The organism is Variovorax stachyos (assembly GCF_051400855.1).
Lineage (GTDB): Bacteria > Pseudomonadota > Gammaproteobacteria > Burkholderiales > Burkholderiaceae_C > Variovorax.
The window spans coordinates 1-15,564 of record NZ_JBLFFN010000010.1 but is presented as its reverse complement, the minus strand read 5'-3'; the positions used below and the strand labels follow the sequence as shown (position 1 = coordinate 15,564).

17 protein-coding genes are annotated in these 15,564 nt (G+C 68.0%); 13 read left to right on the top strand and 4 right to left on the bottom strand.

All coding sequences use genetic code 11. The features are described 5' to 3' along the window. Positions 1 to 22: 22 nt before the first annotated feature. Positions 23 to 1,102, top strand: coding sequence for a TRAP transporter substrate-binding protein (locus ACMGEZ_RS18440; protein ID WP_436823728.1), 1,080 nt, complete (start codon positions 23 to 25; stop codon positions 1,100 to 1,102). 32 nt (positions 1,103 to 1,134) lie between these two features. Here the strand turns inward: ACMGEZ_RS18440 and ACMGEZ_RS18435 are convergent, their stop codons facing one another. The 3 genes from ACMGEZ_RS18435 to ACMGEZ_RS18425 are packed head-to-tail and all read right to left on the bottom strand — an operon-like array spanning position 1,135 to position 3,731. Then, positions 1,135 to 1,596, bottom strand: coding sequence for a hypothetical protein (locus ACMGEZ_RS18435; RefSeq protein WP_436823727.1), 462 nt, complete (start codon positions 1,594 to 1,596; stop codon positions 1,135 to 1,137). After that, positions 1,593 to 3,155 carry a TRAP transporter large permease gene (locus ACMGEZ_RS18430; RefSeq protein WP_436823726.1) on the bottom strand — a complete coding sequence of 521 codons (1,563 nt, stop codon included), beginning with the start codon at positions 3,153 to 3,155 and terminating at the stop codon, positions 1,593 to 1,595. The genes ACMGEZ_RS18435 and ACMGEZ_RS18430 overlap by 4 nt, the downstream gene beginning before the upstream one ends. A gap of 36 nt (positions 3,156 to 3,191) precedes the next feature. Further along, complete coding sequence (locus ACMGEZ_RS18425) at positions 3,192 to 3,731, bottom strand: TRAP transporter small permease subunit (RefSeq protein WP_436823725.1); 540 nt, start codon at positions 3,729 to 3,731, stop codon at positions 3,192 to 3,194. Positions 3,732 to 3,890: 159 nt separating this feature from the next. Between ACMGEZ_RS18425 and ACMGEZ_RS18420 the strand changes: the two genes are divergently transcribed. Together ACMGEZ_RS18420 and ACMGEZ_RS18415 are read left to right on the top strand one after the other, a co-directional pair. After that, positions 3,891 to 5,186, top strand: coding sequence for an SUMF1/EgtB/PvdO family nonheme iron enzyme (locus ACMGEZ_RS18420; protein WP_436823724.1), 1,296 nt, complete (start codon positions 3,891 to 3,893; stop codon positions 5,184 to 5,186). Between the two features lie 52 nt (positions 5,187 to 5,238). Further along, positions 5,239 to 5,895 (top strand): TetR/AcrR family transcriptional regulator, encoded by a 657-nt coding sequence (locus ACMGEZ_RS18415; protein ID WP_436823723.1) that lies wholly within the window; start codon positions 5,239 to 5,241, stop codon positions 5,893 to 5,895. 23 nt (positions 5,896 to 5,918) lie between these two features. Here ACMGEZ_RS18415 and paaY read toward each other — a convergent pair whose 3' ends face one another. Next, positions 5,919 to 6,521 (bottom strand): phenylacetic acid degradation protein PaaY, encoded by a 603-nt coding sequence (paaY, locus tag ACMGEZ_RS18410; RefSeq protein WP_436823722.1) that lies wholly within the window; start codon positions 6,519 to 6,521, stop codon positions 5,919 to 5,921. Positions 6,522 to 6,696: 175 nt separating this feature from the next. Between paaY and ACMGEZ_RS18405 the strand changes: the two genes are divergently transcribed. From ACMGEZ_RS18405 to ACMGEZ_RS18360, 10 genes are all read left to right on the top strand, one after another. After that, positions 6,697 to 7,500: an enoyl-CoA hydratase-related protein gene (locus ACMGEZ_RS18405; protein ID WP_436823721.1), complete on the top strand. Its 804-nt coding sequence runs from the start codon at positions 6,697 to 6,699 to the stop codon at positions 7,498 to 7,500. A 14-nt stretch (positions 7,501 to 7,514) separates the two neighbouring features. Then, positions 7,515 to 7,952 carry a hydroxyphenylacetyl-CoA thioesterase PaaI gene (gene paaI / locus ACMGEZ_RS18400; RefSeq protein WP_436823720.1) on the top strand — a complete coding sequence of 146 codons (438 nt, stop codon included), beginning with the start codon at positions 7,515 to 7,517 and terminating at the stop codon, positions 7,950 to 7,952. A 33-nt stretch (positions 7,953 to 7,985) separates the two neighbouring features. After that, positions 7,986 to 9,305, top strand: a complete 1,320-nt coding sequence (gene paaK, locus ACMGEZ_RS18395) for a phenylacetate--CoA ligase PaaK (RefSeq protein ID WP_436823719.1) — start codon at positions 7,986 to 7,988, stop codon at positions 9,303 to 9,305. A gap of 22 nt (positions 9,306 to 9,327) precedes the next feature. Beyond that, positions 9,328 to 10,335: a 1,2-phenylacetyl-CoA epoxidase subunit PaaA gene (paaA, locus tag ACMGEZ_RS18390; RefSeq protein WP_436823718.1), complete on the top strand. Its 1,008-nt coding sequence runs from the start codon at positions 9,328 to 9,330 to the stop codon at positions 10,333 to 10,335. Beyond that, positions 10,257 to 10,622, top strand: coding sequence for a 1,2-phenylacetyl-CoA epoxidase subunit PaaB (gene paaB / locus ACMGEZ_RS18385; protein WP_436823881.1), 366 nt, complete (start codon positions 10,257 to 10,259; stop codon positions 10,620 to 10,622). Before paaA ends, paaB begins: the two co-directional genes overlap by 79 nt. A 9-nt stretch (positions 10,623 to 10,631) precedes the next feature. After that, on the top strand, positions 10,632 to 11,405 hold the full coding sequence (gene paaC / locus ACMGEZ_RS18380) for a 1,2-phenylacetyl-CoA epoxidase subunit PaaC (protein ID WP_436823717.1): 774 nt from the start codon (positions 10,632 to 10,634) through the stop codon (positions 11,403 to 11,405). Continuing rightward, positions 11,405 to 11,938 carry a 1,2-phenylacetyl-CoA epoxidase subunit PaaD gene (gene paaD / locus ACMGEZ_RS18375; protein WP_436823716.1) on the top strand — a complete coding sequence of 178 codons (534 nt, stop codon included), beginning with the start codon at positions 11,405 to 11,407 and terminating at the stop codon, positions 11,936 to 11,938. Before paaC ends, paaD begins: the two co-directional genes overlap by 1 nt. Positions 11,939 to 11,941: 3 nt before the next feature. Further along, on the top strand, positions 11,942 to 13,027 hold the full coding sequence (paaE, locus tag ACMGEZ_RS18370) for a 1,2-phenylacetyl-CoA epoxidase subunit PaaE (RefSeq protein WP_436823715.1): 1,086 nt from the start codon (positions 11,942 to 11,944) through the stop codon (positions 13,025 to 13,027). Positions 13,028 to 13,063: 36 nt separating this feature from the next. After that, positions 13,064 to 14,215, top strand: coding sequence for an ABC transporter substrate-binding protein (locus ACMGEZ_RS18365; RefSeq protein WP_436823714.1), 1,152 nt, complete (start codon positions 13,064 to 13,066; stop codon positions 14,213 to 14,215). A 161-nt stretch (positions 14,216 to 14,376) separates the two neighbouring features. Continuing rightward, entirely contained in the window at positions 14,377 to 15,405 is a 1,029-nt protein-coding gene (locus ACMGEZ_RS18360; protein ID WP_436823713.1) for a branched-chain amino acid ABC transporter permease, read from the top strand. The last annotated feature ends 159 nt before the right edge of the window (positions 15,406 to 15,564 follow it).

The window sequence follows — 15,564 nt, the reverse complement described above, 5'->3', positions numbered from 1 at the left end:
AAGCACTCGGAGTCAACCTCAAATGGATCGTCGTTCCCTCATCAAAAACGCAGGCATCGCCGGCGTCCTCGCTGCCGGCATCGCGCCCGCAGTCCACGCCCAGGCGGCAGTGCGCTGGCGCCTGGCCTCGAGCTTTCCCAAGTCGCTGGACACAATCTATGGAACGGCCGAGGTGTTCGCCAAGCAGGTGAGCGACGCGACGGGCGGCAAGTTCCAGATCTCGGTGCATGCGGGCGGCGAGCTGATGCCGGCCTTCGGCGTGGTGGACGGCGTGCAGAACGCCTCGGTCGAGATGGCGCACACCGCGCCCTACTACTTCTACGGCAAGGACCCGACCTTCTGCCTCGGCTGCGCGGTGCCCTTCGGCATGAACACGCGCCAGATGAACGCCTGGATGTACGAAGGCAACGGCCTCAAGCTGATGCGCGCCTTCTATGCCAAGTACAACATCTTCAACCTGCCCGGCGGCAATACGGGCGCGCAGATGGGCGGCTGGTTCCGCAAGGAGATCAAGTCGGTCGCCGATTTGAAGGGCCTGAAGTTCCGCACCAACCCCTTTGCGGGCAGGGTGCTCGAGCCCTTCGGCATGATCCCGCAGTCCATTCCCGGCGCCGACCTGTACCCCGCGCTCGAGAAGGGCACGCTCGATGCGCTCGAATGGGTCGGTCCTTACGACGACCAGAAGCTGGGCTTCAACAAGGTCGCGAAGTTCTACTACTACCCCGGCTGGTGGGAAGGCGGCCCGCAGCTGGACTTCTACATCAACACCAAGGCATGGGAAGGCCTGTCGGCCGAGTACAAGGCCATCGTCGAAGCGGCAGCCGCGCAGGCCAACATCACGATGACCGCGAAGTACGACGCGCGCAACCCCGTGGCGCTCAAGCAGCTGGTCGGCTCGGGTACCGTCCTCAAGCCCTTCACGCAGGACGTGATGAACGCCGCCTTCAAGTCCGCCCAGCAGATCTACTCGGATCTGAACAACACCAACCCGGAGTGGAAGAAGATCTACGGCGACTGGGCCAAGTTCCTGGCCGACCAGAATGCGTGGTTCCGCTTCACCGAAGGCACCTTCGATCGCTTCATGCAGCAGCAGAAGCTCTGATCCGGACCGTTGCCAACAAGAAACTCCGCTGCCTACAGCGGGGTTTTTTTATGCCCCATGCGCTCGGCCACGCGTTGGGCAAACCCCGTCAGCAGCCGCGCATCGGCGGAGTGGAACCAGGTGACCGCCGGGCCTTGCCGCACCAGCAGGCGCGGCGCGACGATGCGGTCGAGCCAACGCCAATGCACCAGCTTGAGCTGCGTGACCTTGGCCGCGTCCGCTCGCCGGTTCCAGATCCAGGTCTGCGTCAGCACATCGCCTTCCAGCCGGGTGCGGCTGTAGACGATCCAGTAGCCCACCCACACGATGCAGAGCGCGGCCCCGCCGAACAGCAGCAGGCTCGGCGTCGACCACTCTGCGCTGCGCAGCGCGGGCAGGCTCCACAGGCCGAAGGCGAGCAGGTCGACGACCAGCACCACGGCCAGGATTCGCACCAGCGGCGGATAGGCGGGGCTTTCGAGCGGCCCGCCGGTGTCGGCCTCGGCGGCGCTCACTGCTTGCTGTCGGGCCCGGGCCCGGGCGCGGGGGCGGGCGCCGCTGGTTCGGGCTCGGGCATCGGCAGCGCATCAGGCTCGCCGGACTTCCTGTTGCCGAACGGGTCGTCCATGTTGATGCCGCTGCTGCCGGGACCCTGCAGGTCCGTCGGCATCTCCAGCTGGATCTTGTCGACGTCGACCTCGACCTTCTTGTCGAGGAACACGGTCACGGTCTGCGGGAAGAAGATCACGATGCCCACCAGCAGCAGCTGCAATCCGACCCACGGAATGGCGCCGAGATAGATGTCGCGCGATTCGATCTTGCGCGGCAGCGCGCCGTTCTTGAACAGCGTGTCGGCGATACCGCGCAGGTAGAACAGCGCGAAGCCGAAGGGCGGGTGCATGAACGAGGTCTGCATGTTCACGCACAGCAGCACGCCGAACCACACCATGTCGATGCCCAGCTTGGCCGCCACCGGGCCCAGCATCGGCAAGATGATGAAGGCGATCTCGAAGAAGTCGAGGAAGAAGGCCAGGAAGAAGACGAAGATGTTCACCGCGATCAGGAAGCCGATCTGCCCGCCTGGCAGGCCCGAGAGCAGGTGCTCGATCCACTTGCCGCCGTCCACCCCCTGGAACACCAGCGAGAACACGCGCGAGCCGATCAGGATGAAGACCACCATCGCGGTGAGGCGCATGGTGCCGTTCATCGCTTCCTTCAGCATCGGCCAGTTCAGCCGCCGGTGGATGGCGGCCAGGACCAGCGCGCCCACGGCACCCATCGCGCCGGCCTCGGTCGGCGTGGCGATCGCGTGGTCCATGAAGGGCAAACCGCCCATCGAGCCCAGCACCGCGAAGATCAGGATGGCCGAGGGAATGATGCCGCGCAGGCACTTGGCCCACAGCGTCCAGCCATGCAGCGTTCGCGCCGAGGGCGGCACGCCCGGCACGTAGCTGGGCCGGATGCGCGAGACCAGGAAGGTGTAGATCGCGAAGATCAGCACCTGCAGGATCGAAGGACCCCAGGCGCCCTTGTACATCTGGCCGACGTCGGTGCCGAGCTGGTCGGCCATCACGATCAGCACCAGCGAGGGCGGCACCAGCTGCGTGATGGTGCCCGAGGCCGCCAGCACGCCGGCGGAATAGCGCATGTTGTAGCCGTAGCGCATCATCACCGGCAGCGAGATCATCGCCATCGCGATCACCTGGCCGGCCACCGTGCCGGTAATGGCGCCGAGAATGAAGCCCACGATGATCACCGAGTAGCCCAGGCCGCCGCGGGTCGGGCCGAAGAGCTGGCCCATGGAGTCGAGCATGTCCTCGGCCAGGCCGCACTTCTCGAGCACCGCGCCCATCAGCGTGAAGAAGGGAATGGCCAGAAGCGTCTCGTTGGACAGGATGCCGAACACGTTGAGCGGCAGGTTGGCCATGAAGCCCGGCGGGAACCAGCCCATCTCGATCGCGATGAAGCCGCTGAGGAGGCCGAGCGCCGACAGCGAGAACGCCACCGGAAAGCCGATCAGCATGATCAGCACCAGCCCCGCAAACATGATCGGGGCGAAATTTTCCATCTGCATTTTCTTGTCCTGGGAAGCGGTGCGTCGGGGTGGTGCTTACTGCACCGGCTTCTCGTAGTGCGTGTCCATCTCGATCAGGCCGCGCAGGTAGGCGATGCGCTTGATGACCTCGGCCACGCCCTGCAGGAACACGGCCCCGAAGCCCAGCGGCATCATCAGCGCCGCCGGCCAGCGGATCAGGCCACCAATGTTTCCGGACATTTCGCCGCTCCTCAGCATGCCGAGGAAGAAGGGGAGGGTGAGCCAGAACAGCAGGCCCATCACCGGCAGCAGGAAGAAGAGCAGCCCGAAGAGATCGACGTAGACCGGGCCGTTGCCCTTGAGCTTGCCGTAGATGATGTCGACGCGCACATGCTCGTTGAGCTTGAGCACCAGCGGCGCGCCGAGCATCACGGTCGCCGCGAACAGGTACCACTGGATCTCGAGCCAGGCGTTGGAGCTGACGTCGAGGCCGTAGCGTACGAAGGCGTTGCCTGCGGAGATCAATGCGGCGGCGAGCACGGCCCATGCCGCCAGCTTGCCGAGCCGGGCGCTGATCCAGTCCATGGCCAGCGCGAACTTGAGGAATGCGGACAAGGTATGTCTCTGTGGGGTGGTTTCGGCGCCAGTCGGGTAGGGTCGGCGCAAAGCCCGGAATGTTAACTCGCCGCCGCAGAGCGCCCGTCCGGCGCACTTGGCGGGTTTACCCGGGGAAGTCCTCCCGCGAGGTGCAAGGGCGGTGGCCATAATGAACTCATGCCTTCGAGTCCGCCGTCCCGCACGCCCTTCGGCAGCTCCGGCCCGCCTCCCCATGCCATCGATTCGCCCGAGATGCGGCGCGCCGGCCGCGAGCTGCTCTCGCTGGCCCTGATCGACGCGCGCAACCACACGCTGCACCTGCTGTCGCTCTACGAGCAGGCGTTGGGCTCCGAGACACTGGCGGTGCCGCGGCAGCAAGGCATCGATCCGCCGCTCTGGCTCGCCGGCCACATCGGCTGGTTCTCCGAATGGTGGATCGCGCGCAACACGCAGCGCGCATTCGGCCCCGACTGCCCGGTGCGGCCGACGCGGCTGGCTGCCATCGAGCCGCAGGCCGATGCCTGGTGGAACCCGGCGCAGATCGATGCCAAGGCGCGCTGGTCGCCGGAGCTGCCGGATCTCTCGCTGACCAAGGCCTATCTGCTCGAGACGCTCGAGAGCACGCTCGAACTGCTCGAGCATGCGGTCGAGACCGATGCCGGCCTCTACTTCTACCGCCTCGCCCTGTTCCATGAAGACCTGCGCGGCGAGCAGCTTGTCGTGATGGCGCAGACCCTCGGCCTGCCGCTGGGCATCGAGGCCCGTCCCGCGCCGGTGGAACACGGCCCGCTGCTGGTGCCGGCCACCGCCTGGACGCTCGGGCTCGACGAGCCCGGCTTCGCCTTCGCGCAAGAGCGCGGCCAGCGCACGCTGGAGGTGCCGGAGTTCGAGATCGATGCCCAGCCCGTCACCTGGAGCCAGTACGTGGAGTTCGTCGACGACGGCGGCTACGACCGCGAAGAGCTGTGGCTGCCGGGCGGGCTGGCCTGGCTCGCCGGCCAGACCGAAGGGCGCCGCGGTCCGCGCCATGTGGAGCAGATCGGCGCGGCGCGGCGCGGCAGCGGCGGCTCGGTGCTGCAGCAGCGATTCGGCCGCCCCATGCGCGCGGCCGGCAATCAGAGCGCGGTGCATGTGAGCTGGTGGGAAGCCGATGCGTGGGCGCGCTGGGCCGGGCGCCGGCTCGCGACCGAAATCGAATGGGAGATCGCCGCCCACACCGCCGCGCGGCGCGGCTTCCGTTGGGCCGACGTGCACGAGTGGACCGCAGGCACCCTGCAGCCCTGGCCCGACTTCCGTGCCGACCCGTGGAGCGCCGGCACCGAGTTCGATCCGCAGCCCGCCTTCGGCGCGGCGCGCGTGCTGCGCGGCGCTTCCACCGCCACCCGCGCGCGCCTGCGATCGCCCAAGCGCCGCGGTTTCGCCTGGCCGGATCGGGACGACGGGTTCTTCGGTTTCCGGACCTGCGCGCTCTAGCGGCGTGCCATCATCGGCGCCGGCACAACATCGACTGAAAGGGCGCTGCCGGATGGCTCGCGTGCGTGACCCGGCTGGCTACGACGGCCAGCGAGAAATGATTCTTTCGAACGCGGCGCAGCTGTTCGCGCAGCGCGGCTATGCGGGCACGTCGATGAACGAGGTGGCCGCGGCTTGCGGCGTCTCCAAGGCCACCCTCTACCACTACGTGCGCGACAAGCACGACCTCGCCGTGCGCATCGCCGAGGAGCACGTGCAGCGCCTCGAAGCGGTGGTGGACGAAGTGCTGCGCGAACACGACACGCCCGAGGCCCGCCTCGGCGCGCTGATCCGCAGCTTCGTGGCCGAATACGCGATGGCGCAGAACGCCCAGCGCGTGCTGACCGAGGACGTGCGCTTCCTGCGCGAGGAGGATCAGCAGCGCATCCTCGGCGTCGAGCGGCGCGTGGTCGCCGCCTTCGCGCGCACCATCGCCGAGGTGCGCGGCGACGATCCGGCGAGCAAGCTCGGCAAGCCGATGGCGATGCTGCTCTTCGGCATGATCAACTGGATGTTCACCTGGATGAAGCCCGGCCGCGAGCTCGACCACGAGGCGATCGGCGAGATCGTCGCCGACCTGTTCTTCGGCGGCGTGCGGGCCGTGGAGCTGCCGTCGGCACTGGCGGCGAAGGGCGAGCGCGCGCTGGCCGGCGCGCGCAAGCTGCGTTGAAGCGCCAGGAGAGAGAGGCGGGCTCAGCCGCGCCGCGTGGCGATCAGCGGGCGCACGTCAGGCGACTGCAGGCGCGGCCGGTTCTCCTCCGCCGCCGCCAGCGGCTGCACCTCGACCAGGCTGGCGAGGCAACGGCGGGTGAGGTCCTGGTAGGTGCGCGTGCCTTCCTGCTTCCAGGCGATCTCCTCCTCGCCGAGCTGGCGCCGCACGCGCGCCGGCACGCCGGTCACCAGGCTGCGCGCCGGCACCTTCATGCCGGCCGGCACGAAGGCGCAGGCCGCGACGAAGGCCGATTCGCCGATCTCGGCCTCGTCCATCACCACCGCGTTCATGCCCACCAGCGCATCGCGCCTCACCACGCAGCTGTGCAGCACCGCGCCGTGGCCGATGTGGCCGTCTTCCTCGACCACCGTGTCCTGGTCCGGGAAGCCGTGGATCACGCAGTTGTCCTGCACGTTGGCGCCGCGCTCGAGCACGATGCGCCCGAAGTCGCCGCGCAGGCTGGCGCAAGGTCCGACGTAGCAGCCGGCGCCGACGATCACGTCGCCGATCAGCACGGCGGTGGGGTGCACGTAGGCGCCGGGGTCGACCACGGGCACCACGCCTTCGAGCGCATAGCAGGGCATGAACTCCGCTCCGTACTGGTTGGAAAAATGGGCGGCCCGCGCTAGCCTTCAGGGTTAGCACCGAGGACTAAAGCTTGCGAGGGCAAGATCGCGAATCCTATAATCAACCGAACGGTCGGTCAATTATTCGGGGCGCATCCTCTGGCCGATCGTCAATTCCACCAGCAGCACCACGATGAACGAACCCTTGGTACGTAGCACGCAATCGGGCGCCGTGCGCATGCTCCAGCTCAATCGGCCGGAGGCGCTCAACAGTTTCACCTCGCAGCTGCATGCCGCGCTCATGGCCGCGCTCGACGAGGCCGCGGATGATTCCGCAGTGCGCTGTGTCGTGCTGGGCGGCGCGGGGCGCGCCTTCTGTGCCGGCCAGGACCTGTCCGACCCGATGGTCGCGCCGGACTTCACGCCCGGCGCCGCGCCCAAGGACCTGGGCCAGGTGATCGAGTCGCTCTATGCCCCGCTGGTGCTGCGCATCCGCTCGATGCCGGTGCCGGTGATCGCCGAGGTGCATGGCGTCGCCGCCGGCGCAGGTGCCAATCTCGCACTGGCCTGCGACCTGGTCGTTGCCGGCCGTTCGGCCAGCTTCATCCAGGCCTTCTCCAAGATCGGCCTGGTGCCCGACACCGGCGGCACCTGGCTGCTGCCGCGCCTGGTCGGCCAGGCGCGCGCGCTGGGCCTGGCCATGCTGGGCGACAAGCTGCCGGCGGCCGACGCAGCCCAGATGGGCCTGATCTGGAAATGCGTGGAGGACGACGAGCTCAGCCTCACCGTCGACTCGCTTGCGCAGCGCCTGGCGGCGATGCCCGTGCGCGCCCTGGTGGCCACGCGCAAGGCGCTGGCCGATGCAGAGACGCTGGACCTGCCCGCAGCGCTGGCGCACGAGGCCACCTTGCAGCGCGAGCTCGGCGCCGCTGCCGACTACCGCGAAGGCGTCGAGGCCTTTCGCGCCAAGCGCCTGCCGCAGTTCAACGACCGTTGAGAAAGCCCCGATCGATGAGCGACACCCATGCCCAGCACACCGCCGAACGCGTGCGCGATGCCATGTTCGCCAGGGACCGCGCCGTGCGCGGCCTCGGCATGGAGATCGAGGCCATCGCGCCCGGCCGCGCCGACGTCACCATGACCGTGCGCGAGGACATGCTCAACGGCCACGACATCTGCCACGGCGGCTTCATCTCGGCCCTGGCCGACTCGGCCTTCGCCTATGCCTGCAATTCCTACAACGAGGTGACCGTCGCATCCGGCTTCGGCATCGACTTCGTCGTGCCGGCGCGCGAGGGCGACCGGCTGGTTGCGCGCTGCACCGAGGTCTCGAAGACGGGCCGCACGGGCGTCTACGACACGGAGGTGCTGAACCAGCGCGGCGAGCGGGTCGCGGTGTTCCGGGGGCGTTCCTACACGCTCAAGGGCAAGCCGGTCGCGTCGGCCTGAATCGCACCAGCCTCAGGATTACAGGAGACATCCATGCCCGTCCGACGCCCTTCGCCTGGCGATCTCGAGCCCATCGAAACCGCGAGCCGCGACGAGATCGCTGCGCTGCAGCTGCAGCGCCTCCAGGCCACGCTGCAGCGCGCCTACGACAAGGTGCCCCACTACCGCAAGGCCTTCGACTCACGCGGCGTGCATCCCGGCGACCTGAAGCAGCTGAGCGACATCGCGAAGTTCCCCTTCACCGTCAAGAAGGACTTGCGCGAGAACTATCCCTTCGGCATGTTCGCCGTGCCGCGCGAGCAGGTGGCGCGCATCCACGCGTCCTCGGGCACCACCGGCAAGCCGACCGTCGTGGGCTACACCCTACAGGACATCGAGCACTGGGCGAACCTCGTTGCCCGCTCGATCCGCGCCGCGGGCGGGCGGCCCGGCGACATCGTGCACGTGGCCTACGGCTACGGCCTCTTCACCGGCGGCCTGGGCGCGCACTACGGCGCCGAGCGCGCCGGCTGCACCGTCATCCCGATGTCCGGCGGCCAGACCGAGAAGCAGGTGCAGCTGATCCGCGACCTCCAGCCCGACATCATCATGGTCACGCCCAGCTACATGCAGGTGATCATCGAGGAGTTCCAGCGCCAGGGGCTGGATCCGCGCGAGAACTCGCTCAAGGTCGGCATCTTCGGCGCCGAGCCCTGGACCGAAGCCATGCGGCGCGAGATCGAGCACAAGGGCGGCATGGACGCGGTCGACATCTACGGCCTGTCGGAAGTGATGGGCCCCGGCGTGGCCAGCGAATGCATCGAGAGCAAGGACGGCCCGGTGGTCTGGGAAGACCATTTCTACCCCGAGATCATCGACCCAGAGACCGGCGAGGTGCTGCCCGACGGCGAAGAGGGCGAGCTGGTCTTCACCTCGCTCACCAAGGAAGCGCTGCCCATCGTGCGCTACCGCACGCGCGACCTCACGCGCCTCTTGCCGCCCACCTCGCGCAGCTTCCGCCGCATGGGCAAGATCGTCGGGCGCAGCGACGACATGCTGATCATCCGCGGCGTCAATGTCTTCCCCACGCAGATCGAGGAGATCGTGCTCGCGCACGAGAAGCTCTCGGGCCAGTACCTGATCAAGGTCAGCCGCGAGGGCCACCTGGACAGCGTGGAAGTGCGCTGCGAGCTGCAGCAGGCCGCCGCCGGCATTCCCGACGCCGAGTGCGACCAGATCGCCCAGTGGGTGCAGCAGCGCGTCAAGACCCTGGTCGGCATCTCGACCACGGTGCTGGTGCAGCCCCCTGCCACGCTCGAACGCACGCTGACCGGCAAGGCCCGGCGCGTGGTCGACGAGCGCCCCAAGACCTGAGAAATTGCTGAAAGGACACGCCATGTACACCCAAGCCATGGACACCATGGGCAAGGACAAGGACGGCCCCAAGGCCGTGCGCTCGGCCGAGGACGTGCGCCTGCAGGAGCGCTTCGACGAGCGCATCGACGCCGGCGGCTTCATCGAGGCCAAGGACTGGATGCCCGAGCACTACCGCAAGACGCTGGTGCGCCAGATCAGCCAGCATGCCCATTCCGAGATCGTCGGCATGCTGCCCGAGGGCAACTGGATCAGCCGGGCGCCCACGCTGAAGCGCAAGGCCATCCTGCTGGCCAAGGTGCAGGACGAGGGCGGCCACGGCCTCTACCTGTACGCCGCGGCCGAGACCCTGGGCACCAGCCGCGACCAGATGCTCGACGCGCTGCACAGCGGCAAGGCCAAGTACAGCTCGATCTTCAACTACCCCACGCTGACCTGGGCCGACATGGGCGCCATCGGCTGGCTGGTGGACGGCGCGGCGATCATGAACCAGGTGCCCATCTGCCGCTGCTCCTACGCGCCCTATGCGCGCGCCATGATCCGCATCTGCCGCGAGGAAAGCTTCCACCAGCGCCAGGGCTACGAGGCACTGCTCACCATGATGCAGCACGGCACCGAGGCCCAGAAGGCCATGGTGCAGGACGCGGTGAACCGCTGGTGGTGGCCCTCGATCATGATGTTCGGTCCGCCCGACGACCAGTCGCCCAACAGCGCGCAGTCGATGCGCTGGGGCATCAAGCGCTTCACCAACGACGAGCTGCGGCAGAAGTTCATCGATGCCGCGGTCGAGCAGGCCAAGGTGCTGGGCGTGACCCTGCCCGACCCCGACCTGAAGTGGAACGAGGAGCGCCAGGCGCACGACCACGGCCCGATCGACTGGGCCGAGTTCTGGCGCGTGATTGGCGGCGACGGTCCGTGCAACCGCGAGCGGCTCGGCGCGCGCGTCAAGGCCTGGGAAGAGGGCGCCTGGGTGCGCGAAGCCGCATTGGCTCATGCACGCAAGCAGAACCCGCTGAAGGAGGCCGCATGACGACTGAACAAGAGTGGCCGCTGTGGGAAGTCTTCGTCCGCAGCAAGGCAGGGCTGGACCACAAGCATTGCGGCAGCCTGCACGCGCCCGACCCCAAGATGGCGCTCCAGATGGCGCGCGACGTCTACACGCGGCGCCAGGAAGGCGTGAGTGTGTGGGTGGTGCGCTCCGACCAGATCGTCGCCAGCGACCCCGGCGACAAGGACATGTTCTTCGACCCGGCGGAAGACAAGGTCTACCGTCACCCGACCTTCTACGCCTTGCCGAAGTCGGTCGACCACATGTGACGTGACGCCATGCAAGCATCCATCGAACTCGACCGCAGCCCCGCCGTGCAGTACCTGCTGCGCATCGGCGACACTTGCCTGATCCTGGCGCAGCGCCTGGGCGAATGGTGCGGCCACGCGCCGGTCCTGGAGGAGGACATCGCCATGACCAACATGGCGCTGGACCTAGTCGGCCAGGCACGCGCGCTTCTGACCCGCGCGGGCCAGATCGAGGGCCGCGCGCACGACGAAGACCAGCTCGCCTTCCTGCGCGACGAGCGCGACTACTTCAACGCCACGCTGGTCGAGCTGCCGCGCGGCGACTTCGCCTTCAGCGTGCTGCGCAACGCGATGGTCGCGACCTTGCTCAAGCTGCTGTGGGAAAGGCTCGAATCTTCGAGCGATGCCGAGGTGGCCGCCATCGCGGCAAAGGCCATCAAGGAAGCGCGCTACCACCAGCAGCATGCGGCCGACTGGGTGGTGCGCCTGGGCGACGGCACCGACGAATCGCGTGCGCGCATGGAGGCCGCACTGGCCCAGCTGTGGCGCTACGTGCCCGAGCTCTTCGCGTCGGATGCCATCGACGAAGCGGCGCGCGCCAGCGGCCTGGGGCCGGCCTGGTCCGAGCTGCGCGAGGCCTGGTTCGCCGAGATGGGTTCGGTGCTCGAGGAGGCCACGCTCTCCATGCCCGCCGAGTCGCCCTTCCTGAGCACCGGCAAGCGCGGCGTGCACAGCGAGCACATGGGCTACATCCTGGCCGAGATGCAGTTTCTGCAGCGCGCCTATCCCGGCGGGGTGTGGTGATGGATGCGTTGCGCCTCGCGGCCCCGGACGAGGCGCGCGTTGCGCGCGCCTGGGAGGTGCTGGGCACCGTCCTCGACCCCGAGGTCCCGGCGCTGTCGGTCTGCGACCTGGGCATCGTGCGCGAGGTCCTGCCGCGGGGGGAGGGGCTGGAAATCGTGCTGACGCCGACCTATTCCGGCTGCCCCGCCACCGAGGTGATCGAGCGCAGCGTGCTCGATGCCCTCGACGCCGCGGGACTCGGCCCGGCCCGCGTGACGTTGCGCCGTGCTCCGGCCTGGACCACCGACTGGATCAGCGCCGAAGGCAAGCGCAAGCTGCGCGAATACGGCATCGCCCCGCCGGGAGCGGCCGCCTTGCCGGGCGGCGCGGTCCCGATCCGCCTGGTGCGCCGACCGCCGGCCGCGCCGGTGGCCTGCCCGCACTGCGGCAGCGCCCACACCGAGCGCCTTTCGGCTTTCGGCTCCACGGCCTGCAAGTCGCTCTACCGCTGCCTCGATTGCCGCGAACCCTTCGAGCACTTCAAACCCCTCTGAGCCATGAGCGTCATCTTCCATCCGCTGCGCGTGCGCAGCATCGAGCCCGACACCGCCGAGGCGGTGATCGTCTCCTTCGACGTGCCGGAAGAACTGCGCGGCGTGTTCGGCTTCACCCAGGGCCAGTACCTCACGCTGCGCAAGGAGATCGACGGCCAGGACCTGCGCCGCTCCTATTCCATCTGCGCCGGCGTCGACGACGGCGAGCTGCGCGTGGGGGTGCGCAAGGTGCAGCAGGGCCTGTTCTCCAACTGGATCAACAGCAGCCTCAAGCCCGGCGACACGCTGCAGGTGATGGCGCCGCAGGGCCGCTTCTTCGTACCGATCGAGCCCGAGGCGCGACGCCACCACGTGGGCATCGCCGGCGGCAGCGGCATCACGCCCATCCTCTCGATCATGAAGACGGTGCTGGCGCGCGAGCCGCATTCGCGCTTCACGCTCATCTATGGCAACCGGCAGCTTCGGTCCACGATGTTCAAGGAGGAGATCGAGGACCTGAAGAACCGCTACATGACGCGCCTGTCGGTGCAGCTCGTGTTCTCCGACGAGCACACCGACGTGCCCATCAACGCCGGCGTCATGAACCGCGAGAAGATCGCCGAGTTCCTGCAGGGCCTGGTGCCGCCCGGGAGCATCGACCACGTCTACATCTGCGGCCCGTTCCAGATGAACGACGAGGCCGAGGCCGCGCTGCTCGCGGCCGGCGTGCCCGAAGAGCGCATCCACATCGAGCGCTTCGGCCTCGCCCAGTCGCCCACCGGCACGGTGGGCGCCGTGGTGCACGCGCCGCAGCCGGGCGATGCCGAGACGGCGCGCATCACCATCGTGCGCGACGGGATCGCGCGCGAGATCCCGTACTCCCTGGGCCAGCCCAGCATCCTGGACGCGGCGTCCTCCGCCGGGCTGGAGGTGCCGTACTCCTGCACCTCGGGCGTTTGCGGCACCTGCCGCGCCAAGCTCCTGGAAGGGGAAGTGCGGATGGAGCGTAACTTCGCGCTCGACAAGAATGAGGTTGCGGGCGGCTTTATCCTCACCTGCCAGGCACACCCCCTGACCGAGCGTGTGCGGCTGTCCTTCGACGAACGCTGAACGCGGGCGATTTCTCAACTCACCGGAGACTGCTTCATGAATTCCTTCACCCGCCTCGGCGTGGCACTGCTGTGCGCCATGGCCTTCGTCGCGCACGCCGACATCAATGTCGGCGTCACCCTTTCGGCGACCGGGCCGGCCGCCTCCCTCGGCATTCCCGAGAAGAACACCATCGCGCTCATGCCCAAGACCATCGGCGGGCAGAAGATCAACTACATCGTGCTCGACGATGCCTCCGACACCACGGCTGCGGTGTCGAACACGCGCAAGCTGATCAGCGAGAACAAGGTCGACATCGTGCTCGGCTCGACCGTCACGCCCAACTCGCTGGCCATGATCGACGTGGTGGCCGAGGAGAAGGTGCCGATGATCTCGATGGCGGCCTCGTCGCGCATCGTCGAGCCCATGGACGCCAAGCGCAAGTGGGTCTTCAAGACACCGCAGAACGACATCATGATGTCGCTCGCGATCGCCGAGCACATGGCTGCCAACGGCGTGAAGACGGTCGGCTTCATCGGCTTCTCCGATGCCTACGGCGAAGGCTGGTTCCAGGAATTCACCAAGGCCGCCGACCTGAAGAAGCTCAAGGTCGTGGCCAACGAGCGCTATGCCCGCAGCGACACCTCGGTCACCGGCCAGACGCTCAAGCTCATCTCCGCCAAGCCCGACGCGGTGCTGATCGCCGGCTCCGGCACCCCGGCCGCGCTGCCGCAGAAGACGCTCAAGGAGCGCGGCTACGCCGGCAAGATCTACCAGACCCACGGCGTCGCCAATACCGACTTCCTGCGCGTGGGCGGCAAGGACGTCGAGGGTACGCTGCTGCCCTCCGGCCCGATGCTGGTGGCGTCGCAGCTGCCCGATTCGCATCCGCTCAAGAAGTCCGCGCTGGCCTACGTCAACGCCTACGAGGCGGCCTATGGCAAGGGCAGCGTGTCCACCTTCGGCGGCCATGCCTGGGATGCCGGCCTGATCATGAGCGCCGCCATTCCCGTCGCGCTCAAGAAGGCGCAGCCCGGCACGCCGGCCTTCCGCGCCTCGCTGCGCGATGCGCTGGAAGAGGTGAAGAACGTCCCCGGCGCGCATGGCATCTTCACCATGTCGCCGACCGACCACCTGGGCCTGGACCAGCGCGCGCGCGTGATGGTCAAGATCGAGAACGGCGCCTGGAAGTACCAGCCGGCGGACTAAGCTCTCCCCCAGGTTGGCTCACTTCGTGTAGCCGCCCACCCCCTACCGGGGGCAACACCAGCGGCCCGGCAAAGCCGGTTCCGCGGTGTTTCCCGAAGGGGGCCCGCGTTTTGGAGCAATCAGTCAATTGGAGCCTTGGCGCTCTGCGTCGGAGTGGATGCATGGATTTGCAAATCGCCCTGATCCTGGGGCAGGACGGCATCGTGAACGGCGCGATCTATGGGCTCATGGCCCTGGCGCTGGTGCTGGTGTTTTCGGTCACGCGCGTGATCTTCATTCCGCAGGGCGAATTCGTCGCTTTCAGCGCGCTGTCGGTGGTGGCGCTGCAGGCCGGCCGGGTGCCGGCCACGCTGTGGTTGCTGCTGGCGCTGGCCGTCGCCGCGCTGGCGGTGGAGCTGTGGCGCTGGAAGCGCGGCGCGGTGGTGGACTGGGTGTCGACGCTCGCCTGGTGCGTGGCGCTGCCGCTCGCGGCCTGCGCGCTGGTGCTGCTCCTGCGCCCCGAGTCGCTGGCGACGCAGACGCTCACCGCACTCGCCGTGATCGTGCCGCTGGGTCCGCTGCTGTACCGGCTGGCCTATCGGCCGCTGGCCGATGCGACCGTGCTCACGCTGCTGATCGTGTCGGTGGCGCTGCATGGCGTGCTGGTCGGGCTGGGGCTGCTCTTCTTCGGTGCCGAGGGCTCGCGCACGCCGGCCTTTTCCGAGATGCGGCTGGACCTGGGCGGCGTTGCGGTCACCGGCCAGTCGCTGGTGGTGGTGGCGGTCACGGCTGCGCTGGTGGTCCTGATGTTCCTGTTCTTCGAGCGCTCCATCGTGGGCAAGGCGCTGCGCGCGACCGCGATCAATCGTGTCGGCGCGCGGCTGATGGGCATTCCCACGGGGCTCTCGGGTGACCTGAGCTTCGCGCTGGCGGCGGCGATCGGCGCGGTCTCCGGGCTGCTGATCGCGCCGATCACCACCATCTACTACGACACCGGCTTCCTGATCGGGCTGAAGGGCTTCGTTGCGGCGATCGTCGGCGGGCTGGCGAGCTACCCGCTGGCGTTGGTGGGCGCGCTGATCGTCGGGCAGCTCGAGGCCTTCTCATCCTTCTGGGCGAGTGCCTTCAAGGAGGTGTTCGTGTTCACGCTGATCATTCCGGTGCTGTGGTGGCGGTCGCTTAGCAGCAGGCATGTGGAGGATGAGGAATGAGTGCGGCTGTCTTGCTCCCTGCCCCTCCGGGGGAGGGTTGGGGTGGGGGCACTCGTTCGTTTGATTTCGAACGTTGCTGTTGTGTTGAGTCCGGAGCCGGGAATTCGCCCCGGCGGGCGAGTCACTTTCTTTGTCTCGCCAAAGAAAGTAACCAAAGAA